The sequence below is a fragment of the Halorubrum sp. CGM5_25_10-8B genome (assembly GCF_005435095.1).
GTDB lineage: Archaea > Halobacteriota > Halobacteria > Halobacteriales > Haloferacaceae > Halorubrum > Halorubrum ezzemoulense.
In genome coordinates, this window is the sequence record NZ_SGTY01000003.1 from 148768 (window position 1) to 163051 (window position 14284).

The 14284-nt window shown below is 71.2% G+C and carries 14 protein-coding genes and 1 pseudogene; 13 read left to right on the forward strand and 2 right to left on the reverse strand.

Going from position 1 to position 14284, the window contains the following annotated elements:
* Positions 1 to 79 precede the first annotated feature (79 nt).
* The 8 genes from EXE51_RS03875 (at position 80) to EXE51_RS03905 (ending at position 6586) form a co-directional block, all read left to right on the forward strand.
* Positions 80 to 304: a hypothetical protein gene (locus EXE51_RS03875; RefSeq protein WP_049930346.1), complete on the forward strand. Its 225-nt coding sequence runs from the start codon at positions 80 to 82 to the stop codon at positions 302 to 304.
* A 117-nt stretch (positions 305 to 421) separates the two neighbouring features.
* A complete protein-coding gene (locus EXE51_RS17675) occupies positions 422 to 568 on the forward strand; it encodes a hypothetical protein (protein WP_167373080.1) in 147 nt (48 codons plus the stop codon).
* Between the two features lie 485 nt (positions 569 to 1053).
* Positions 1054 to 1329, forward strand: a complete 276-nt coding sequence (locus tag EXE51_RS03880; protein WP_004597247.1) for a PadR family transcriptional regulator — start codon at positions 1054 to 1056, stop codon at positions 1327 to 1329.
* Between the two features lie 131 nt (positions 1330 to 1460).
* A complete protein-coding gene (gene gatD, locus EXE51_RS03885) occupies positions 1461 to 2780 on the forward strand; it encodes a Glu-tRNA(Gln) amidotransferase subunit GatD (RefSeq protein ID WP_137692056.1) in 1320 nt (439 codons plus the stop codon).
* Positions 2777 to 3832 (forward strand): GNAT family N-acetyltransferase, encoded by a 1056-nt coding sequence (locus EXE51_RS03890; RefSeq protein ID WP_137692057.1) that lies wholly within the window; start codon positions 2777 to 2779, stop codon positions 3830 to 3832. Before gatD ends, EXE51_RS03890 begins: the two co-directional genes overlap by 4 nt.
* Entirely contained in the window at positions 3829 to 4041 is a 213-nt protein-coding gene (locus EXE51_RS03895; protein WP_049930351.1) for a hypothetical protein, read from the forward strand. The genes EXE51_RS03890 and EXE51_RS03895 overlap by 4 nt, the downstream gene beginning before the upstream one ends.
* A gap of 80 nt (positions 4042 to 4121) precedes the next feature.
* Positions 4122 to 5399: a DUF6498-containing protein gene (locus EXE51_RS03900; protein WP_137692058.1), complete on the forward strand. Its 1278-nt coding sequence runs from the start codon at positions 4122 to 4124 to the stop codon at positions 5397 to 5399.
* A gap of 62 nt (positions 5400 to 5461) precedes the next feature.
* Positions 5462 to 6586, forward strand: coding sequence for an A24 family peptidase (locus tag EXE51_RS03905; RefSeq protein ID WP_137692059.1), 1125 nt, complete (start codon positions 5462 to 5464; stop codon positions 6584 to 6586).
* A gap of 360 nt (positions 6587 to 6946) precedes the next feature.
* Here EXE51_RS03905 and dnaG read toward each other — a convergent pair whose 3' ends face one another.
* A complete protein-coding gene (gene dnaG / locus EXE51_RS03910; protein WP_137692060.1) occupies positions 6947 to 8593 on the reverse strand; it encodes a DNA primase DnaG in 1647 nt (548 codons plus the stop codon).
* A gap of 177 nt (positions 8594 to 8770) precedes the next feature.
* On the opposite strand from dnaG, the pseudogene EXE51_RS17885 reads away from it, so the two are divergent.
* A pseudogene (locus EXE51_RS17885) lies at positions 8771 to 8980 on the forward strand (hypothetical protein); the annotation flags it as partial.
* A 119-nt stretch (positions 8981 to 9099) separates the two neighbouring features.
* Positions 9100 to 10584 (forward strand): sodium:solute symporter, encoded by a 1485-nt coding sequence (locus tag EXE51_RS03920; RefSeq protein ID WP_086215837.1) that lies wholly within the window; start codon positions 9100 to 9102, stop codon positions 10582 to 10584.
* Between the two features lie 42 nt (positions 10585 to 10626).
* Here EXE51_RS03920 and EXE51_RS03925 read toward each other — a convergent pair whose 3' ends face one another.
* A complete protein-coding gene (locus EXE51_RS03925; RefSeq protein ID WP_086219400.1) occupies positions 10627 to 11061 on the reverse strand; it encodes a DUF1810 domain-containing protein in 435 nt (144 codons plus the stop codon).
* 109 nt (positions 11062 to 11170) lie between these two features.
* Between EXE51_RS03925 and EXE51_RS03930 the strand changes: the two genes are divergently transcribed.
* From EXE51_RS03930 to EXE51_RS03940, 3 genes are all read left to right on the forward strand, one after another.
* Entirely contained in the window at positions 11171 to 12043 is an 873-nt protein-coding gene (locus tag EXE51_RS03930; RefSeq protein WP_086215835.1) for a YqcI/YcgG family protein, read from the forward strand.
* Complete coding sequence (locus EXE51_RS03935) at positions 12036 to 12587, forward strand: cysteine hydrolase family protein (protein WP_094494536.1); 552 nt, start codon at positions 12036 to 12038, stop codon at positions 12585 to 12587. Before EXE51_RS03930 ends, EXE51_RS03935 begins: the two co-directional genes overlap by 8 nt.
* A gap of 226 nt (positions 12588 to 12813) precedes the next feature.
* Entirely contained in the window at positions 12814 to 14208 is a 1395-nt protein-coding gene (locus tag EXE51_RS03940) for a HEAT repeat domain-containing protein (RefSeq protein WP_089308315.1), read from the forward strand.
* Positions 14209 to 14284 lie beyond the last annotated feature (76 nt).

The window sequence follows — 14284 nt, forward strand, 5'->3', positions numbered from 1 at the left end:
GCCTCAGGCCCTCTCCTCGTCACTGACCGTCGACAGCATTTAGTCCGGCACCGTCGTCGGCCGAACACGGCCGGTCCCCATGCTCGACGAGACACTCGACCTGCTCATCGACGAGGTCGCAAAGCTGGTCCCCGATGTCGTGTTGGGCGCGATATTTCTGGTGACCGGTCTCCTGACGGCGATGCTCGGTGTGGCGACGCTTCTCGGCGTGGCGACGGTCGGGTGGTCACCGCGGTTCGGCGGGGTACTGACCGCCGTCGGCGCACTCCTCGTGGTCGGCGTGGTCGTCTGGTGGTATCGATGACCCTCCGGATCCGGTGAGCCCTCAGTCAGTCGCGAGAGTCTCGGCGACGGCGCCCCGTCAACCGCTCGACACCCTTCCGGCCACAACACTATCCGGGACCGCTCCGTACCGAGTGGTATGCGTTCGGAAGAGGAGATCAGAGAGCAGTACGAGTTCCTGCGCGAGCAGTTGGACGACGAAGAGATGAACCACCGCGGCGTCGAGGAGCTGTTCGCGCACTACAAGCGCGCGCTCGGCTGGGTGTTAGAAGAAGAACACATGTGAGCGGCGTACAACACGTTTATTACGCTCTACCTGCTATCGTCAGGTGACGCTTCGTCTGGAGGGCCGAAGCGTCAGCGGGGACCAATCGGCAGGCTCGACGCGGCTTTTTTCCGCGTCGGGCGTGCCTTCTTCGAGCGCGAATCCGACAGCGTCCGGCATATCCTGCTTCGATAGCGCCTCGCACGCCCTGATCCGATCGCGCCTCGCCTCCGTCTCGTCGCGCCCGATCGGAGCCGCTCGGTTTCTCTCCGATCGGCGCCCTGCTCCGACAGCCAGTCGTTCCTGTGAGCCGCGGGTTCCGGGCACGTATCAGGTAACCGTAACGACTTCCCATCGCCGAATACCCGCTCTATTTCGGATGACAGTTACGGAGTTGACAGAACGAACCCGTCGGTTACGGAGGCGTAGGTGCCGCCGGCTGGTCGTATGAGGACAGATGTAACGGTATATTTATTTATTTTCGGATAATATGTCTAAGCAGTCGTATGTATGACCTCACAGGTTTTCAGCGAGACCTGCTCTACGTGATCGCGGGGCTCGACGAGCCGCACGGGCTGGCCATCAAGGAGGAACTCGAAGAGTACTACGAAAAGGAGATCCACCACGGCCGCCTCTACCCGAACCTCGACACGCTCGTCGAGAAGGGGCTCGTCGAGAAGGGCCAGCGCGACCGCCGCACCAACTACTACACGCTGACCCGCCGCGGCCGCCGCGAGATCGAGGCCCGGACCGACTGGGAAGCCGAGTACATCGAGCACTGACCCGGCCGCCCGCCGCTCCCGCACTCGGTCGATAGCCGTCGGCCTCTCTTCTTCCTCGCCGTCTTTGCGATGCTCCCGTCGCGCCGCCTCGAACGGTTGGATTCAAGTCCGCCCCGGCGGAAGCGGAGCGTATGCAACCGGGAGATCGCGTCCGCGTCGAGCGCGGGGGCGTCACCAACGAGGGCGTACTGCTCCCCTCCACGACGCGCGACCACCTCGTCGTCAAGCTGGACGGCGGCTACAACGTCGGCATCGACCGCGAGGCGGCCGATGTCGAGGTGCTGGACTCCGCCGCCCGCGAGGTCGACCCTGCGGCCGAGACCGACGACGGGGCCGACGCCACCTCCGGGATCACCTTCGACGAGGACCTCCCCACCGTCTCGCTCATCTCCACCGGCGGGACGATCGCCTCCACCGTCGACTACCGGACCGGCGCCGTCACCGCGCAGTTCGACGCCGAGGACGTCCTCCGCGCCGTCCCAGAACTCGCCGGGCGCGCGAACTACCGCGGGCGCGTCGTCGCGAACATCCTCTCGGAGAACATGGAGCCGTCCATCTGGCGCGACCTCGCCGACGCGGTCGCCGAGGAGATCGAGGCCGGCGCCGACGGCGTCGTCGTGATGCACGGCACCGACACGATGCAGTACTCCGCGTCCGCGCTATCCTTTATGCTCGACTCGCCCGTCCCGGTCGTGTTCACGGGGAGCCAGCGCTCCGCGGACCGGCCCTCGTCGGACAACGTGATGAACGCGGTGTGCGCCGTCGAGGCCGCGAAGGCCGAGCATAGCGAGACCCTCGTCTGTATGCACGCCGACCCCTCCGACGACGCCTGCGCGCTCCACCGCGGCACGCGCGTCCGCAAGAATCACACCTCGCGCCGGGACGCCTTCGAGACGGTCGGCGCCGCGCCCCTCGGGCTGATCGACTACGAGCGCGCCGCGGAGGCGGGCGCCGACGGTGACGCGGCCGACGCTGCGATCGAGTGGAACCGCGAGCCGCGCTCGCGGGGCGGAACCGACGGGAGCGACGCGGCCGACGGCGACGCGATCGCGCTTGAGCCCTACCTCGACGGCGACGTGGAGCTGGTGAAGTTCACGCCCGGAATGGACCCGGCCGCGTGGGCGTACCTCGACGACAAGGACGGCGTCGTGATCGAGGGCACCGGGCTCGGCCACGTCCACACCGACCTCATCCCGCGGATCGAGGAGCTGGTCGAGGGCGGGACTGTCGTCGCGATGACGAGCCAGTGCCTCGAAGGTCGGGTCTGCGACCGCGTGTACGACACCGGCCGCGACCTGCTGGACGCCGGCGTCGTCGAGGCGGGCGACACCCTCCCCGGAACCGCGAAGGTGAAGCTGATGTGGGCGCTCGCGAACCGCGCGGACCCCGCCGACGCGATGACGCGTGACCTCGCGGGCGAGCTGACAGAGGAGTCGCGGCCCTGGCGATGAGCGAGGCAGCCGACGAGGCCGACGCAGCGCCGACCGTCGTCGTCCGCGAGGCGCGCCCGGCCGACGCCGACGCGGTCGCGGCGTTCACCCGCGACACGTGGGGCGAGCGCCACGAGGACTACATCCCTCGCGTGTTCCCGGAGTGGGCCGCGTCCGACGACCCGGACCGCGGCACCTTCGTGGCGACGCTCCCCCCGGACGCCGCCGACGTGGGCGACCTTGACGGCAGAGACGCGGGCGACACGCACGTCACGGGCGACGGCGACGGCGCCGCCGACGCGGGCGACCCCGAGGCGGTCGTCGGCTGTATCCAGGGCGCGCTCCTCAGCGAGTGGGAGGCGTGGGGACAGGGAATCCGCGTCGACCCCGCCGCGCGCGGCCACGGCGTCGGGACCGCCCTCTCGGAGGCGGTGCTCGACTGGGCGCGCGGACGCGGCGCGACCGTCTGCCGCAACATGGTGTTCTCGTGGAACGTCATGGGACTCGGCCAGTCGCGCGCGGTCGGCTTCGACCCCGCGACGGAGTTCCGGTTCGCGGAGCCGGCGCCCGACCCGGACGCAATCGACCGCGACGCCGCCGGTCTCGACCGTCTCCCCGACCCCGACCCGAACGCGGCGTGGGCGTTCTGGAGCGACAGCGCCGCCCGCGACCGCCTGCGCGGCCTCGCGCTCGACCCGGACGAGTCGTGGGCCTGCTCCCGGCTCACCCGCGACGAGCTCGCGACAGCGGCCGCCGAGGACCGACTGCTCGCGGTTGCCGACGCCGACGCGCTCGCCGGCTTCGCGGTCCGGACCCGCGTGACGGAGCGCGAGGTCGACGGCGAGCCCACGCGGACCGCGGTCTACGGCGTCGCCGCGTGGCGCGACGTCGGCGCGGCGGGCGCGCTGTACGACGCGATCGCCGCCGACGCCGCGGCGGCGGACGCCGACCGCGCTCGCGTGCTGATCCCCGAGACGGTCGAGCACGTCAGCGACACCGGCGCGAACCGCGTGCCGGTCGCGGCGGAGCCGGACTTCGTCATGTGCGCCGACCTCACCGGTGGAGACGGATGACGCTCTTCGGTCTCGCTCTCCCGTGGTCGCTGCCACTCACGCTCGTGATCTACGGCGTCGTCGTCGCCGCCGCGGTGTGGATCTACCGCGACGCGAGGGCGCGCGGGAGCCGCTACGCGGTCGTTTGGGCCGCCTCGACGCTCCTCTTCACGATCGTTCCGGTGCTGGCGTACCTCTATCTCCACCGCGACGCCGGTCCGGCGCGCTGAATCGGTCGCGCGCGGCACCGGTCCGAGCCCCCTGCCGAACCCCCGGCCGCTTATGTACGCCGACCCGGAACGACCGACGGATGCCCTCCTCTCGCCCGCCCGACGGGTTGCGCGCGCTGGCCCGCGGCCGTCGTCCCCGAGTCCTCTCGGTCGCGCTCGCGAACCTGCTCCCGCTCGTCGGCGTGGTCTCGCTCGGCTGGAACGCGGCCGCGCTGATGACGCTGTACTGGTTCGAACTCGGGATCGCCTCCGGGTGGGCGCTCGTCCGCGCGCTGTTCGCCGGACGCCCGTCCGAGATAGAACGCGACGGGCTGCTCATCGGCCCGCTCGCACAGCGACGGGTCGCCCTGTCGATCCCGCGGACCGGCGTTCAGGTCCGGCTCTCGTCGCTGCTCGTCCTCCCCGTCGCCGCGCCGATCCTCGCGGTCGTCTGGCTGGTCGTCGGCACGCTCACGGTCGGGGTCGTCGTTGAGGAGGGGACCGTCTCGACCGTGGTCGACACGGTCGCGCTCGCGACGCTCGCCCTCTTCATCGGCGAGGGGGTCACGACGCTCGTCGAGTACTTCGGTCGCGGCGAGCACCGGGATCACAGCGCGCAGACCGCGATCCAAGGCGTGTTCGCTCAGGGCGCGGCGATCTTCTTCGGCGCGCTGTTCACCGTCACGATCGTCGGCGCGGGAACGCTGGAGGAGGACACGCCGATCTCCGCGATCGATCCGGACGCGATCGGGATTCCCCTCCTGCTCGGCATCGTCGCGGTGAAGTTCGCTTTCGACCTCGCGAGCCTGTACGGCGACAGACTGGCCGCGTTCGACGAGTCGTCGTCGCTCGATCTGGGGCTCTCCTACGACCCGCCCGCGGCCGAGCCGGTCGACGGATCGCTCGCGAAGCCGACCGAGACGGTCCGCCAGCCCCGCCGCGCTCGCCTCGCCGGGGCGCTGACGACGCCGCTCGGCCACCCGGGGCTCTGGTACGTCGGCGGGGGCCTCGCGCTCCTCGGCCTCCTGTTCGCGTTCGGCGGCGACTGGGGGACCGTCGCCCTCCTCCTCGCGGCCGCGCTCGCGGTCCCGCTCGCGCTCGCCGCGCTCGACCACGAACTCCGGCACGGGCTCGTCGAGTACCGCGCCGGCGACGGCGCGCTCGTCGCGCGCGACCGCCTGTCCGGCGCGACGATGTGGCGCGTCGAGCCGTGGGACGAGACGGATCTGCGGGTGGAGCGCCGGCGGCTCGACCGGCGGCTCGGGACCGAGACCGTCGTGATCGAACTGCGCGACGACGAGTACCGGATCCCGGGCCTCGACGACCCGGAGCCTGTCCTCGACGTGTTCGATCGGCGGCCGGACCGGCCGGACGGCTGACGGCTATCGATATCGATACGCGAACCCGAACGCCTAATTGGTCCCGTCTCGCCCGTGGAGACATGGTCGCGACGCTGCCGGACCTCCTCCGACTCGTCGTCGTCCCCGTGTTCGCGTGGGCGGCGATCCGGGACGTCCGGACCCGGCGCCTCCCGAACAGGCTGTGGCCGCCGCTGTACCTGTTCGGCGCGCTGCTTCTGGTCTGGGAGATTGTGACGATCTGGCCTCTCGGGGGGTTCGTGGAGATGCGATTCCTAGTGCGAGTCGCGATCAGTCTGCTTTTCGTCGCGCCGCTGGGCTACGCGTTCTGGTACCTCGGGGCGTTCGGCGGCGCCGACGCCAAGGCGATGATCGCGCTCGCGGTGCTCTTCCCGACGTTCCCGGCGTACGACCTCGCCGGGGTCACGCTCCCGCTCGTCGACACCCAGCTCGGCGTGTTCTCGCTGACGATCCTCACGAACACCGTCCTCCTCGGGCTCGCGTACCCGGTCGGCCTCGCCGTCTTCAACCTCGTCCGCGGCGAGGCCTCGCGGCTCATGTTCTTCGCGCGACCGGTCGCGACCGACTCGCTGCCCGACCGGCACGGGCGGCTGTTCGAGGACCCCGACGGGCCGACCCGGAACGGCCTCGATCTCGACGCGCTCCGGATGTATCTCCGGTGGCGCGGCCGCACGCTCGCCGACGTGCGGGCCGACCCCGACGACCTCCGCGACCCCGCCTCGGTCGGCGAGACGTTCGCCCCGACCGACGGCGGGACCCACGTCGGTCCGCGGACCGACGGGGGGCGCGCAGTTGACGACGCGCCTACCGACGGGGGGCGCGCAGTTGACGACGCGCCCACCGACGGAGGACGGGCAGTTGACGACGCGCCCACCGACGGAGGACGGGCAGTTGACGACGCGGCCCCGGACGGCGGGCATGCGACCGACGCGGAGACCGACAGCGACGCCGACCGCGAGTCCGACGACCCGTGGGCGGCAGAGCGGTTCCTAGACGAGATCGATCACGGCGCGTACGGCACCGACGCCGCGACGCTCCGCGAGGGCCTCGACGTCGTCGCCCGCGAGGACCGCGTGTTGGTCTCGCCCGGGATGCCGTTCGTCGTCCCGATGGCGGTCGGACTCGTCGCCTCGCTGACGTACGGCGACGCGCTGTTCGCGGCGCTGGGCGCGCTCGGGCTGGTGTGAGCCGACACTGACGACGCCATTTATAAACATATGAGCGGTGCGGCGGCGTGTGCCGACGAGCGGCCGCAGGCCGCGAGTCGCACGCGCGAGGGAGTTGCTGGCCCCGGAGCGAAGCGGAGGGCGCCAGCGACGAGGCCGGGGAGGCGTGAGGTGCGGCTGCTGTGCGTTCGGGTGAGACTCAAAGGGGCAGTCGCGATTCCCGCTCGCTTCGCTCGCGGGAATCGCGGCTGGGGCTTTGGAGGCGTTCGCCGCTGATCGCCAATCGCTCTTTTATCGGCGAGCAGCTGCGACTTTAGCGGTTTTTACCGCCGATCGGCGATCGACGATCCGTAAGCGATCAACGACGACCTCCCCGTCTCGCTAGCTCCCAGCGCGGAGGGCGGCCGCCGTCAGTACCCGCGTTCCGACCGGGCGCTTCACGAACTCCCCGAGGTCGCGGCCGACGAGGTCGCCGACCCCGCGCTGGGCCGCCACGTCGAGCAGCCGCTGGTCGACGGTGCCGTCGACAACGACGGCTCGCGGCGCGGGCTCGGCCCCCTCCACCGCGTCGAACGCGTCTCCCGCGTCGACCTCATCGACGACGCCGAACTCGTCGCCGAGGAGCCGGGCGCGGCCGGTCTCGCCGTCGACGACCTCGTCGACGTGCGCCGCGATCGACCGCGGTTCGTCGTGCTCGCCGGTCGCGCCGTCCGTCGGTTCCTCGTTCGCGGTCGCGCCGTCCGAAGGTTCCTCGTCCGCGGTCGCGTTGTCGCTAGCCATCTCGTCCGCGGTCGCGTTGTCGCTAGCCATCTCGTCCGCGGTCGCGTCGCCTCCGGACACCTCGTCGGTCTCTCCGGCGGCGTCGTCCGCGACGGTGTCGGTACCGCCGGCTTCTTCGGGAGTTGACGCCGAATCCGCCGGTTCTACTTCGCCACCGGAGGCGGACGCGCCGCTCGTTCCGGCGACTTCGGCGTCGGCGTCCGTCGCGTCGCGCGATTCGGTCGTCGACCCGGCAGTCGGCGGCTCGGTCGATTCGGGCGACGGGTCGACCGCGTCGCCGCCCGCGGAACCGCTCGGCACCGCGCCGCCGTCGCCGACGCGCGCGGCCGACTCGGGACCGTCGTCGTCGGGTGCCACGTCGTCGGTAGTCGTCCCGTCGCTGACGGACGCCCCGTCGCCGTCCTCGGGATCCTCGTCGCCGGCGGCCGCTCGGAGATCGCCGGCGTCCGCGAGGCTCGCGTACGGGACCTTCCCGCGGAGCGCCTCGAAGACGGCGTCGCGGTCGAGGTCCTCGACGGACTCGCCGGGCGGCGCGAACGCGACGTAGTCCACGTCGCCCACCTGCGCGAGTTCGCGGAGGATGAGCTCCCCGCCGCGGTCGCCGTCGAGGAACGCGGTGACGGTCCGGTCGGCGGTCAGCTCGGCGACCGCCTCGGGGACGTTCGTCCCCTCGACCGCGACGGCGTTCTTGATCCCGCAGTCGAGCAGCGTGAGCACGTCGGCGCGGCCCTCGACGACGATGACGGCGTCTGAGTCGCCGACGCGCGGCCCGGCCGGGAGCCCCTCGTAGTCGACGATGCCCTCGACGCGGGCGGCGTCGCGCACCTCGTCTAACACGTCGCTGCTCGCGAGGCTCGTCTCCTCGAAGCCGCCCGCGATCAGCTCCTTTGCGCGCTCGACGACCTCGCGGCGCTTGGCCGCCCGTACGTCCTCGATGCTCGTCACCTCGACGGAGGCGTGACAGGGGCCGATGCGATCGATCGTCTCCAGCGCGGCGGCCAGGATCGCGGTCTCGACCTTGTCCAGGCTCGACGCGACGGTGACCTCGCCGAACGACTGGCCGTTCTCGGACTCGACGGAGACGTCGATCCGACCCACGCGCGAGGACTCCTGGAGGTCCCGGAGGTCCAGCTCGTCGCCGAGCAGCCCCTCCGTCTGGCCGAACACCGCCCCGACGACGTCGCTCCGCTCGACGACGCCGTCGGCCGCGATGGTGGCGTGTATCAGGTATTTCTCTGTGTCTTTCATGAGTGGTGAATGGTGATAGCGGGCGGTAGCGCCCGTCCGTGTATCGTTGCGCTCCTCGCGGAAAATAGCTATCGCCACGTCCCTCCGGCGACAGTTATCGAAGAAAATTTCTCTCCGATATGTGTGTTCGAACTTATTCGATAGCTCTTTGTGTTTATAGTCGTAGTTTCATTGTACATGACGCGCTTACGGAGCGATCTCGTTTGGATACCGACGTTCGCGATACTCGTTGCGTTCGCGGTGCCGTGGCCGCTGTGGGGCGTCGACCGCGTCGCCGCCGGGCTCCCGGTGTGGATCTGGTGGCACGTGGCGTGGCTCGGGCTGTGTGCGGGCCTGTTCGCGCTGTTCGTCCGGAGCGGCGCGTGGGAGCGCGGGATGGGCAGGCGGGTGGGGACCGACGCCGTGGCCGCAGATTCCGCGGCCGCCGACACCGTGGCCACAGATTCCGCCGCCGTGGACGGCGCGACGAGCCGCGACCCGTCGGAGCCGACCGGGGGTGACCGCCGGTGACGCTCGGCCTTTCGCTCGGCGTCGTCGTCGGCTACCTCGTCGTCGCGCTCGCGCTCGGCCTCGTCGCGTACCGCGTCTCGGAGACGACCGCCGAGGACTACTACCTCGCGAACCGGTCGATCGGCACGCTCGTGCTGCTCTTCACGACCTTCGCCACCCTGCTGTCGGCGTTCACGTTCTTCGGCGGGCCGAACCTCGCCTACCGCGCCGGCCCAGAGTGGCTGATCGTTATGGGGACCTTAGACGGCGTCCTGTTCGCGGTGCTGTGGTACGTCATCGGCTACAAGCAGTGGCTGATCGGCGCTCGTAACGGCTACGTGACGCTCGGCGAGATGCTCGGCGACCGCTTCGGCTCGACCGGGCTGCGCGCGCTGATCGCCGGCGTCAGCCTCCTGTGGCTGTTCCCGTACGTCATGCTCCAGCAGATGGGCGCCGGGGAGGCGCTCGTCGGCCTCACCGACGGCGTCGTCCCGTACTGGGGCGGCGCGGCGCTCATCACCGGGTTCATGATCCTCTACGTCGCCGTTGCCGGACTCCGCGGCGTGGCGTGGACCGACACGCTCCAGGGGCTGTTCATGCTCTCCGTCGTCTGGGTCGCCGCGGCGTGGGTCGTCTCGGCGCTCGGCGGCGTCGGCGCCGCGACCGGGGGGATGCTGGCGGCACGGCCCGAGTTTGGGGGCTTCGGCGGCGGCGCGTACACGCCGGAGTTCATCGTCTCCACGGCGATCACCATCGCGTTCGGAGTGACGATGTTCCCGCAGATCAACCAGCGCTTCTTCGTCGCGAAGTCGGCCGCGACGCTGAAGCGGTCGTTCGCGCTGTGGCCCGTCCTCGTCCTGCTGCTGTTCCTCCCCGCGTTCATGCTCGGCGCGTGGGCGGCCGGGACGCCGGTCGAGGTGCCAACGGATGCGAACGTGCTCCCGGTCGTGCTCGGCGAGTACACCCCCGCGTGGTTCGCCGCGCTCGTCGTCGCGGGCGCGATGGCGGCGATGATGTCCTCGTCGGACTCGATGCTGCTCTCGGGGTCGTCGTACTTCACTCGCGACCTGTACCGACCGCTCGTCGACGCCGACGCCTCCGAGCGACGCGAGGCGTGGATCGCGCGGATCGGCGTGGCGGCGTTCGCGACGCTCGCGTTCGCCGCGAGCCTGTTCCGCCCGGGGACGCTGATCGAGGTCGGCGACACGGCGTTCTCCGGGTTCGCGCTGCTCGCGCTCCCCGTGATCTGCGCGCTCTACTGGCCGCGGACGACCCGCACGGGGATGATCGCCGGCGTCGCGGTCCCCCAGGCGGCGTACCTGCTCGTCGTGCTGTCCGCCGTCGTCGGTGCCGTCCCGACCCTGCCGAAGACGGTCCTCGGCGGCTGGGACGTTGCGCTCGGGCTGATGGCGCTGTCCGGCGCGCTCACCGTGGGGGTCTCGCTGCTCACGGCGCCGACCGAGGAGGGCGACGCCTCGCGGTTCGCGGTGGCCGGGGACTGACTCGGCCGATCCCCGTCGGTCGGGGTTCGACCGCCGTCGGTCTCACTCGTTCCGCAGGAACCGGAGCGTCTTCGGATCGGGCCCGTCGTAGTACCGGTCGAGCGCGGTCCCGAACGGACCGTCCCCGTCCGCGACCGCGTCGAACAGCGTCATCGACGACCGGAACTTCAGGTCGTCCGGCGACCCGAACACCTCGTGGGCCGACCGCCCCTCCAGCCCGTTGACGATCGCCGTACACTCCCGCAGCCGCGGCCCCAGCGTCGGGTGCGCGAGGTACGCGGTCGCCTCCTCGCGGGAACCGATCGCGTAGCGCTGTGACCTCCGACTGGTCCCCAACCCCTCGACCTGCGGGAACACGAACCACATCCAGTGGCTCCGCTTCCGTCCCGCGCGCAGTTCCCGCTTGGCCGACTCGATCACGCCGGCCTGCGCCTCGACGAACCGTCGGAGGTCGTGGGAGTCGTTCGGGTCGGCCATCTCCTCGGGGACGTTCTCGTCGCTTGTTTATAAGAGTGGCCGGCAGTGCCCGTTCCCGCCGCGTCGAACCCGGCGAAAGCCAAAAGACCGCTTCGCCCCGACAACGCGTATGAACGAGCCCGGCACCGAGGGCGTGCTGTTGGACCAAGAGACGCTCCACGATCGGCTCGACGACGCGTCGCCGTGGTTTCAGGAGCACTACCGGACCTTCCGGGAGTCGATGCTCGGCGAGCGCGACGGGTCCCCGTTCCCCTGCTACTTCGGGATCGAGGTCGAGCGCGAGGGCGACATGCTGTACGCAGCCTGCGAGTCGACCACGGACCCGGCCGCGCTGTTGCGGCTGCGCGATGTCCTCTCAGAGTACCTCGACACGTACCCGGACCACGCCGACCGCGCGCCGCTCGCGGTGTTCTTCAGGCCGCCCGACGACGACCGCGGCGAGGCGCACTACCACGAGCGGCTCTGGCACGTCCTGGAGTTCCTCCACGTCCACGACCCGGAGCCGTGGCCGGACGACATCCCGGTCGACCCCGACACCCCGCGGTGGGAGTTCTGCTTCGGCGGCGAGGCGCTGTTCCCGACCTCGCGCGCCCCCTTCTACGACGACCGGAAGAGCCGCTACTCGCCGGTCGGCTTAGAGATCACCTTCCAACCCCGGAGCGTCTTCGAGGGGATCACCGCCGACACCGAGGCGGGCGAGCGCGCCCGCGAGACGATCCGAGGCCGGATGGAGGAGTACGACGGGGTCTGTCCCCACGCCGACCTCGGCGACTGGGGCGCCGAGGGCGACCGCGAGTGGAAGCAGTACCTGTTCCGCGAGGACGACGACGCGAGCCCGGACGCCTGTCCGCTCGACCCGACGCGCGAACACCCCAAGGCGTCCGAGTCGCTGCTCGAACCCGGCGCGTGGCGGGCGTTCGACGCGGCCGACACCGGGAGCGAATCCGACGCGCCCGTCAGTTCCGGACTCGGCGATGACTGACGACGCGGTCCTCCTCCTCGTCGACTTCCAAGTCGGGTTCGACGAGCCGGGGTGGGGCGAGCGCAACAACCCCGACGCCGAGGCGGTCGCGGCCGCGCTCCTCGACCGCTGGCGCGAGACGAACCGACCGGTCGCGCACGTCCGCCACGCCTCGACGGAACCCGACTCGCCGCTGCGTCCGGACGCCCCCGGCTTCGCGTGGAAGCCGGAAACGGCGCCCGCCGGGGGCGAGCCGACCTTCGAGAAGTCGGTCAACGGCGCGTTCCTCGACTCCGGGCTCGACGAGTGGCTCCGCGAGGCCGGGTACGAGTCGCTCGTCGTCTGCGGACTCACCACCGACCACTGCGTCTCGACGACGACGCGCGAGGCCGAGAACCGAGGCTACGACGTGCGCGTGGTCGCCGACGCGACCGCGACGCACGCCCGCGAAGCGCCCGACGGGGAGCGGATCGACCCGGAGACCTCCCACCGCGTCGCGCTCGCGCACCTGAACGGCGAGTTCGCGACGGTCGTCGAGAGCGACGACCTGCTCGCCGACCGCTGAGGAGAACCGCCCGTACGGCCCGTCGGTGACGGCGTCGCGGTCGACCTCGAACGTCGAGGAATTCGGTATTCCGACGGAGCCACCAAGCGCGGGGATCTACCGCGACCCGCACAGCAGAGAACGGAGGGACACCGCGCCGGTCGCGGCCGCTCCGTGCCCCGCACGCGGCCGCCCGGCGCCCGCGAAGGGAAACCTCTTAATGGACTACGCGCGGAGTTCGTGGTATATGAGCAACGGCGATGACGACCCGGCCGACGCCGCGGACGACGGCGAGCCGGCGGAGACGGCCGCTCCGACGCTCCCCGACGACGCGACCGAGGAGTCCCTCACCGAGTACCTCGACGAGATCGCCGACCGCCTCGAGGCCGCCGAGACGGAGGCCGACCTCGACGACGTCGAGGCGCTCTTAGCCGACGCGGAGACCGGTATCGATGAGGCCGACCTCCCCGAGCCGGACGAGGACGATGAGGACGCGGACGACCCGCGCGGCGACCTCGAAGACCGCGTCGCGGAGCTTCGCGACGGCGTGGACGACGCCCGCGGCCCCTACGGGGAGGACGTCGTCGACGCGATCGAATCCGCCGCCGGGACGGTCGAAGACACGGAGTGGACCGACGACGGGCGCGAGGACGTCGCGGCCGCCGTCGAGTCGTTCGTCGACGCGGCCGCCGACGCGATCGACGACGCGCTCGGCGACGCCGACGAGGATCCCGAGGCGCTTCTCGCGGAAGGCGAGGCGGCCGACGCCGCGGCGCCGGCCCCCGTCGATCAGCTCGTCGCGGCGCTCGACGCGGTCGCCGGCGCGGTCACTGACGCCGACCTCGACGCGGACGACGACGCCGACGACATCGCCGCGCTGCTGGACGCGACCGACGAGCTGGAGGCCGGCCTCGACGACGCCGAGGAGTGGGACGACCTCGAAACCCACGAGCAGCTCCGTGCGCAGGGATACTACGACGTGCTCGGCCACTACAAGGACTTCCCCGTCGAGTGGGCGGCGCTGAAGGAACACGAGGCGCGGGGCAACGTCGACATGATCCTGCTCGCGCTCGACTCGCTCCAGTCCGAGTTCATGGAGCGCCACTGCCTGGAGGCGTTCGAGCGGATGGGCAAGCGCGGCAAGACCGAGGCGTCGGTCGAGGAGATCCTCGGCCGCGCCGAGAAGCGCGACCAGCCCGCGATCCGGATCCTCGGGACGATGGCGGCCGAAGAGGCGACCGACACCCTCGTCGAGTACGTCCCCGAGGACTCGAACCCGCAGCTCCAGAAGGTCGTGTTCAAGGCGCTCGGCGAAATCGGCGCGTCCGAGGCGGTCCAGCCGCTCGCGAACCAGCTCGACCCCGACGGCGACACCGACGAGCTCGTCCGCCCCCACGCCGCCCGCGCGCTCGGGCTGATCGGCGACACCCGCGCCGTCGACCCCCTCGCCGACGCGCTCGAGGCGCACCCGTCCGACGACGTCCGCGCGGCCGCCGGCTGGGCGCTCCGCCAGATCGGCACCCGCGAGGCGCTCGAAGCGGTCGCCGAGTACGCCGACGAACACTCCTTCGTCGTCTCGACCGAGGGCGAGAAGGCCCGGGACGCGCTCGACGACGAGGCGGAACCGGCGCCGACCGCCTGACGCGGCCCGCGTGATGCGGACCGCCTGACCCGACCCGCTCCGCCCGCCGTTCGACCGACCCTTTTCACCGATACCG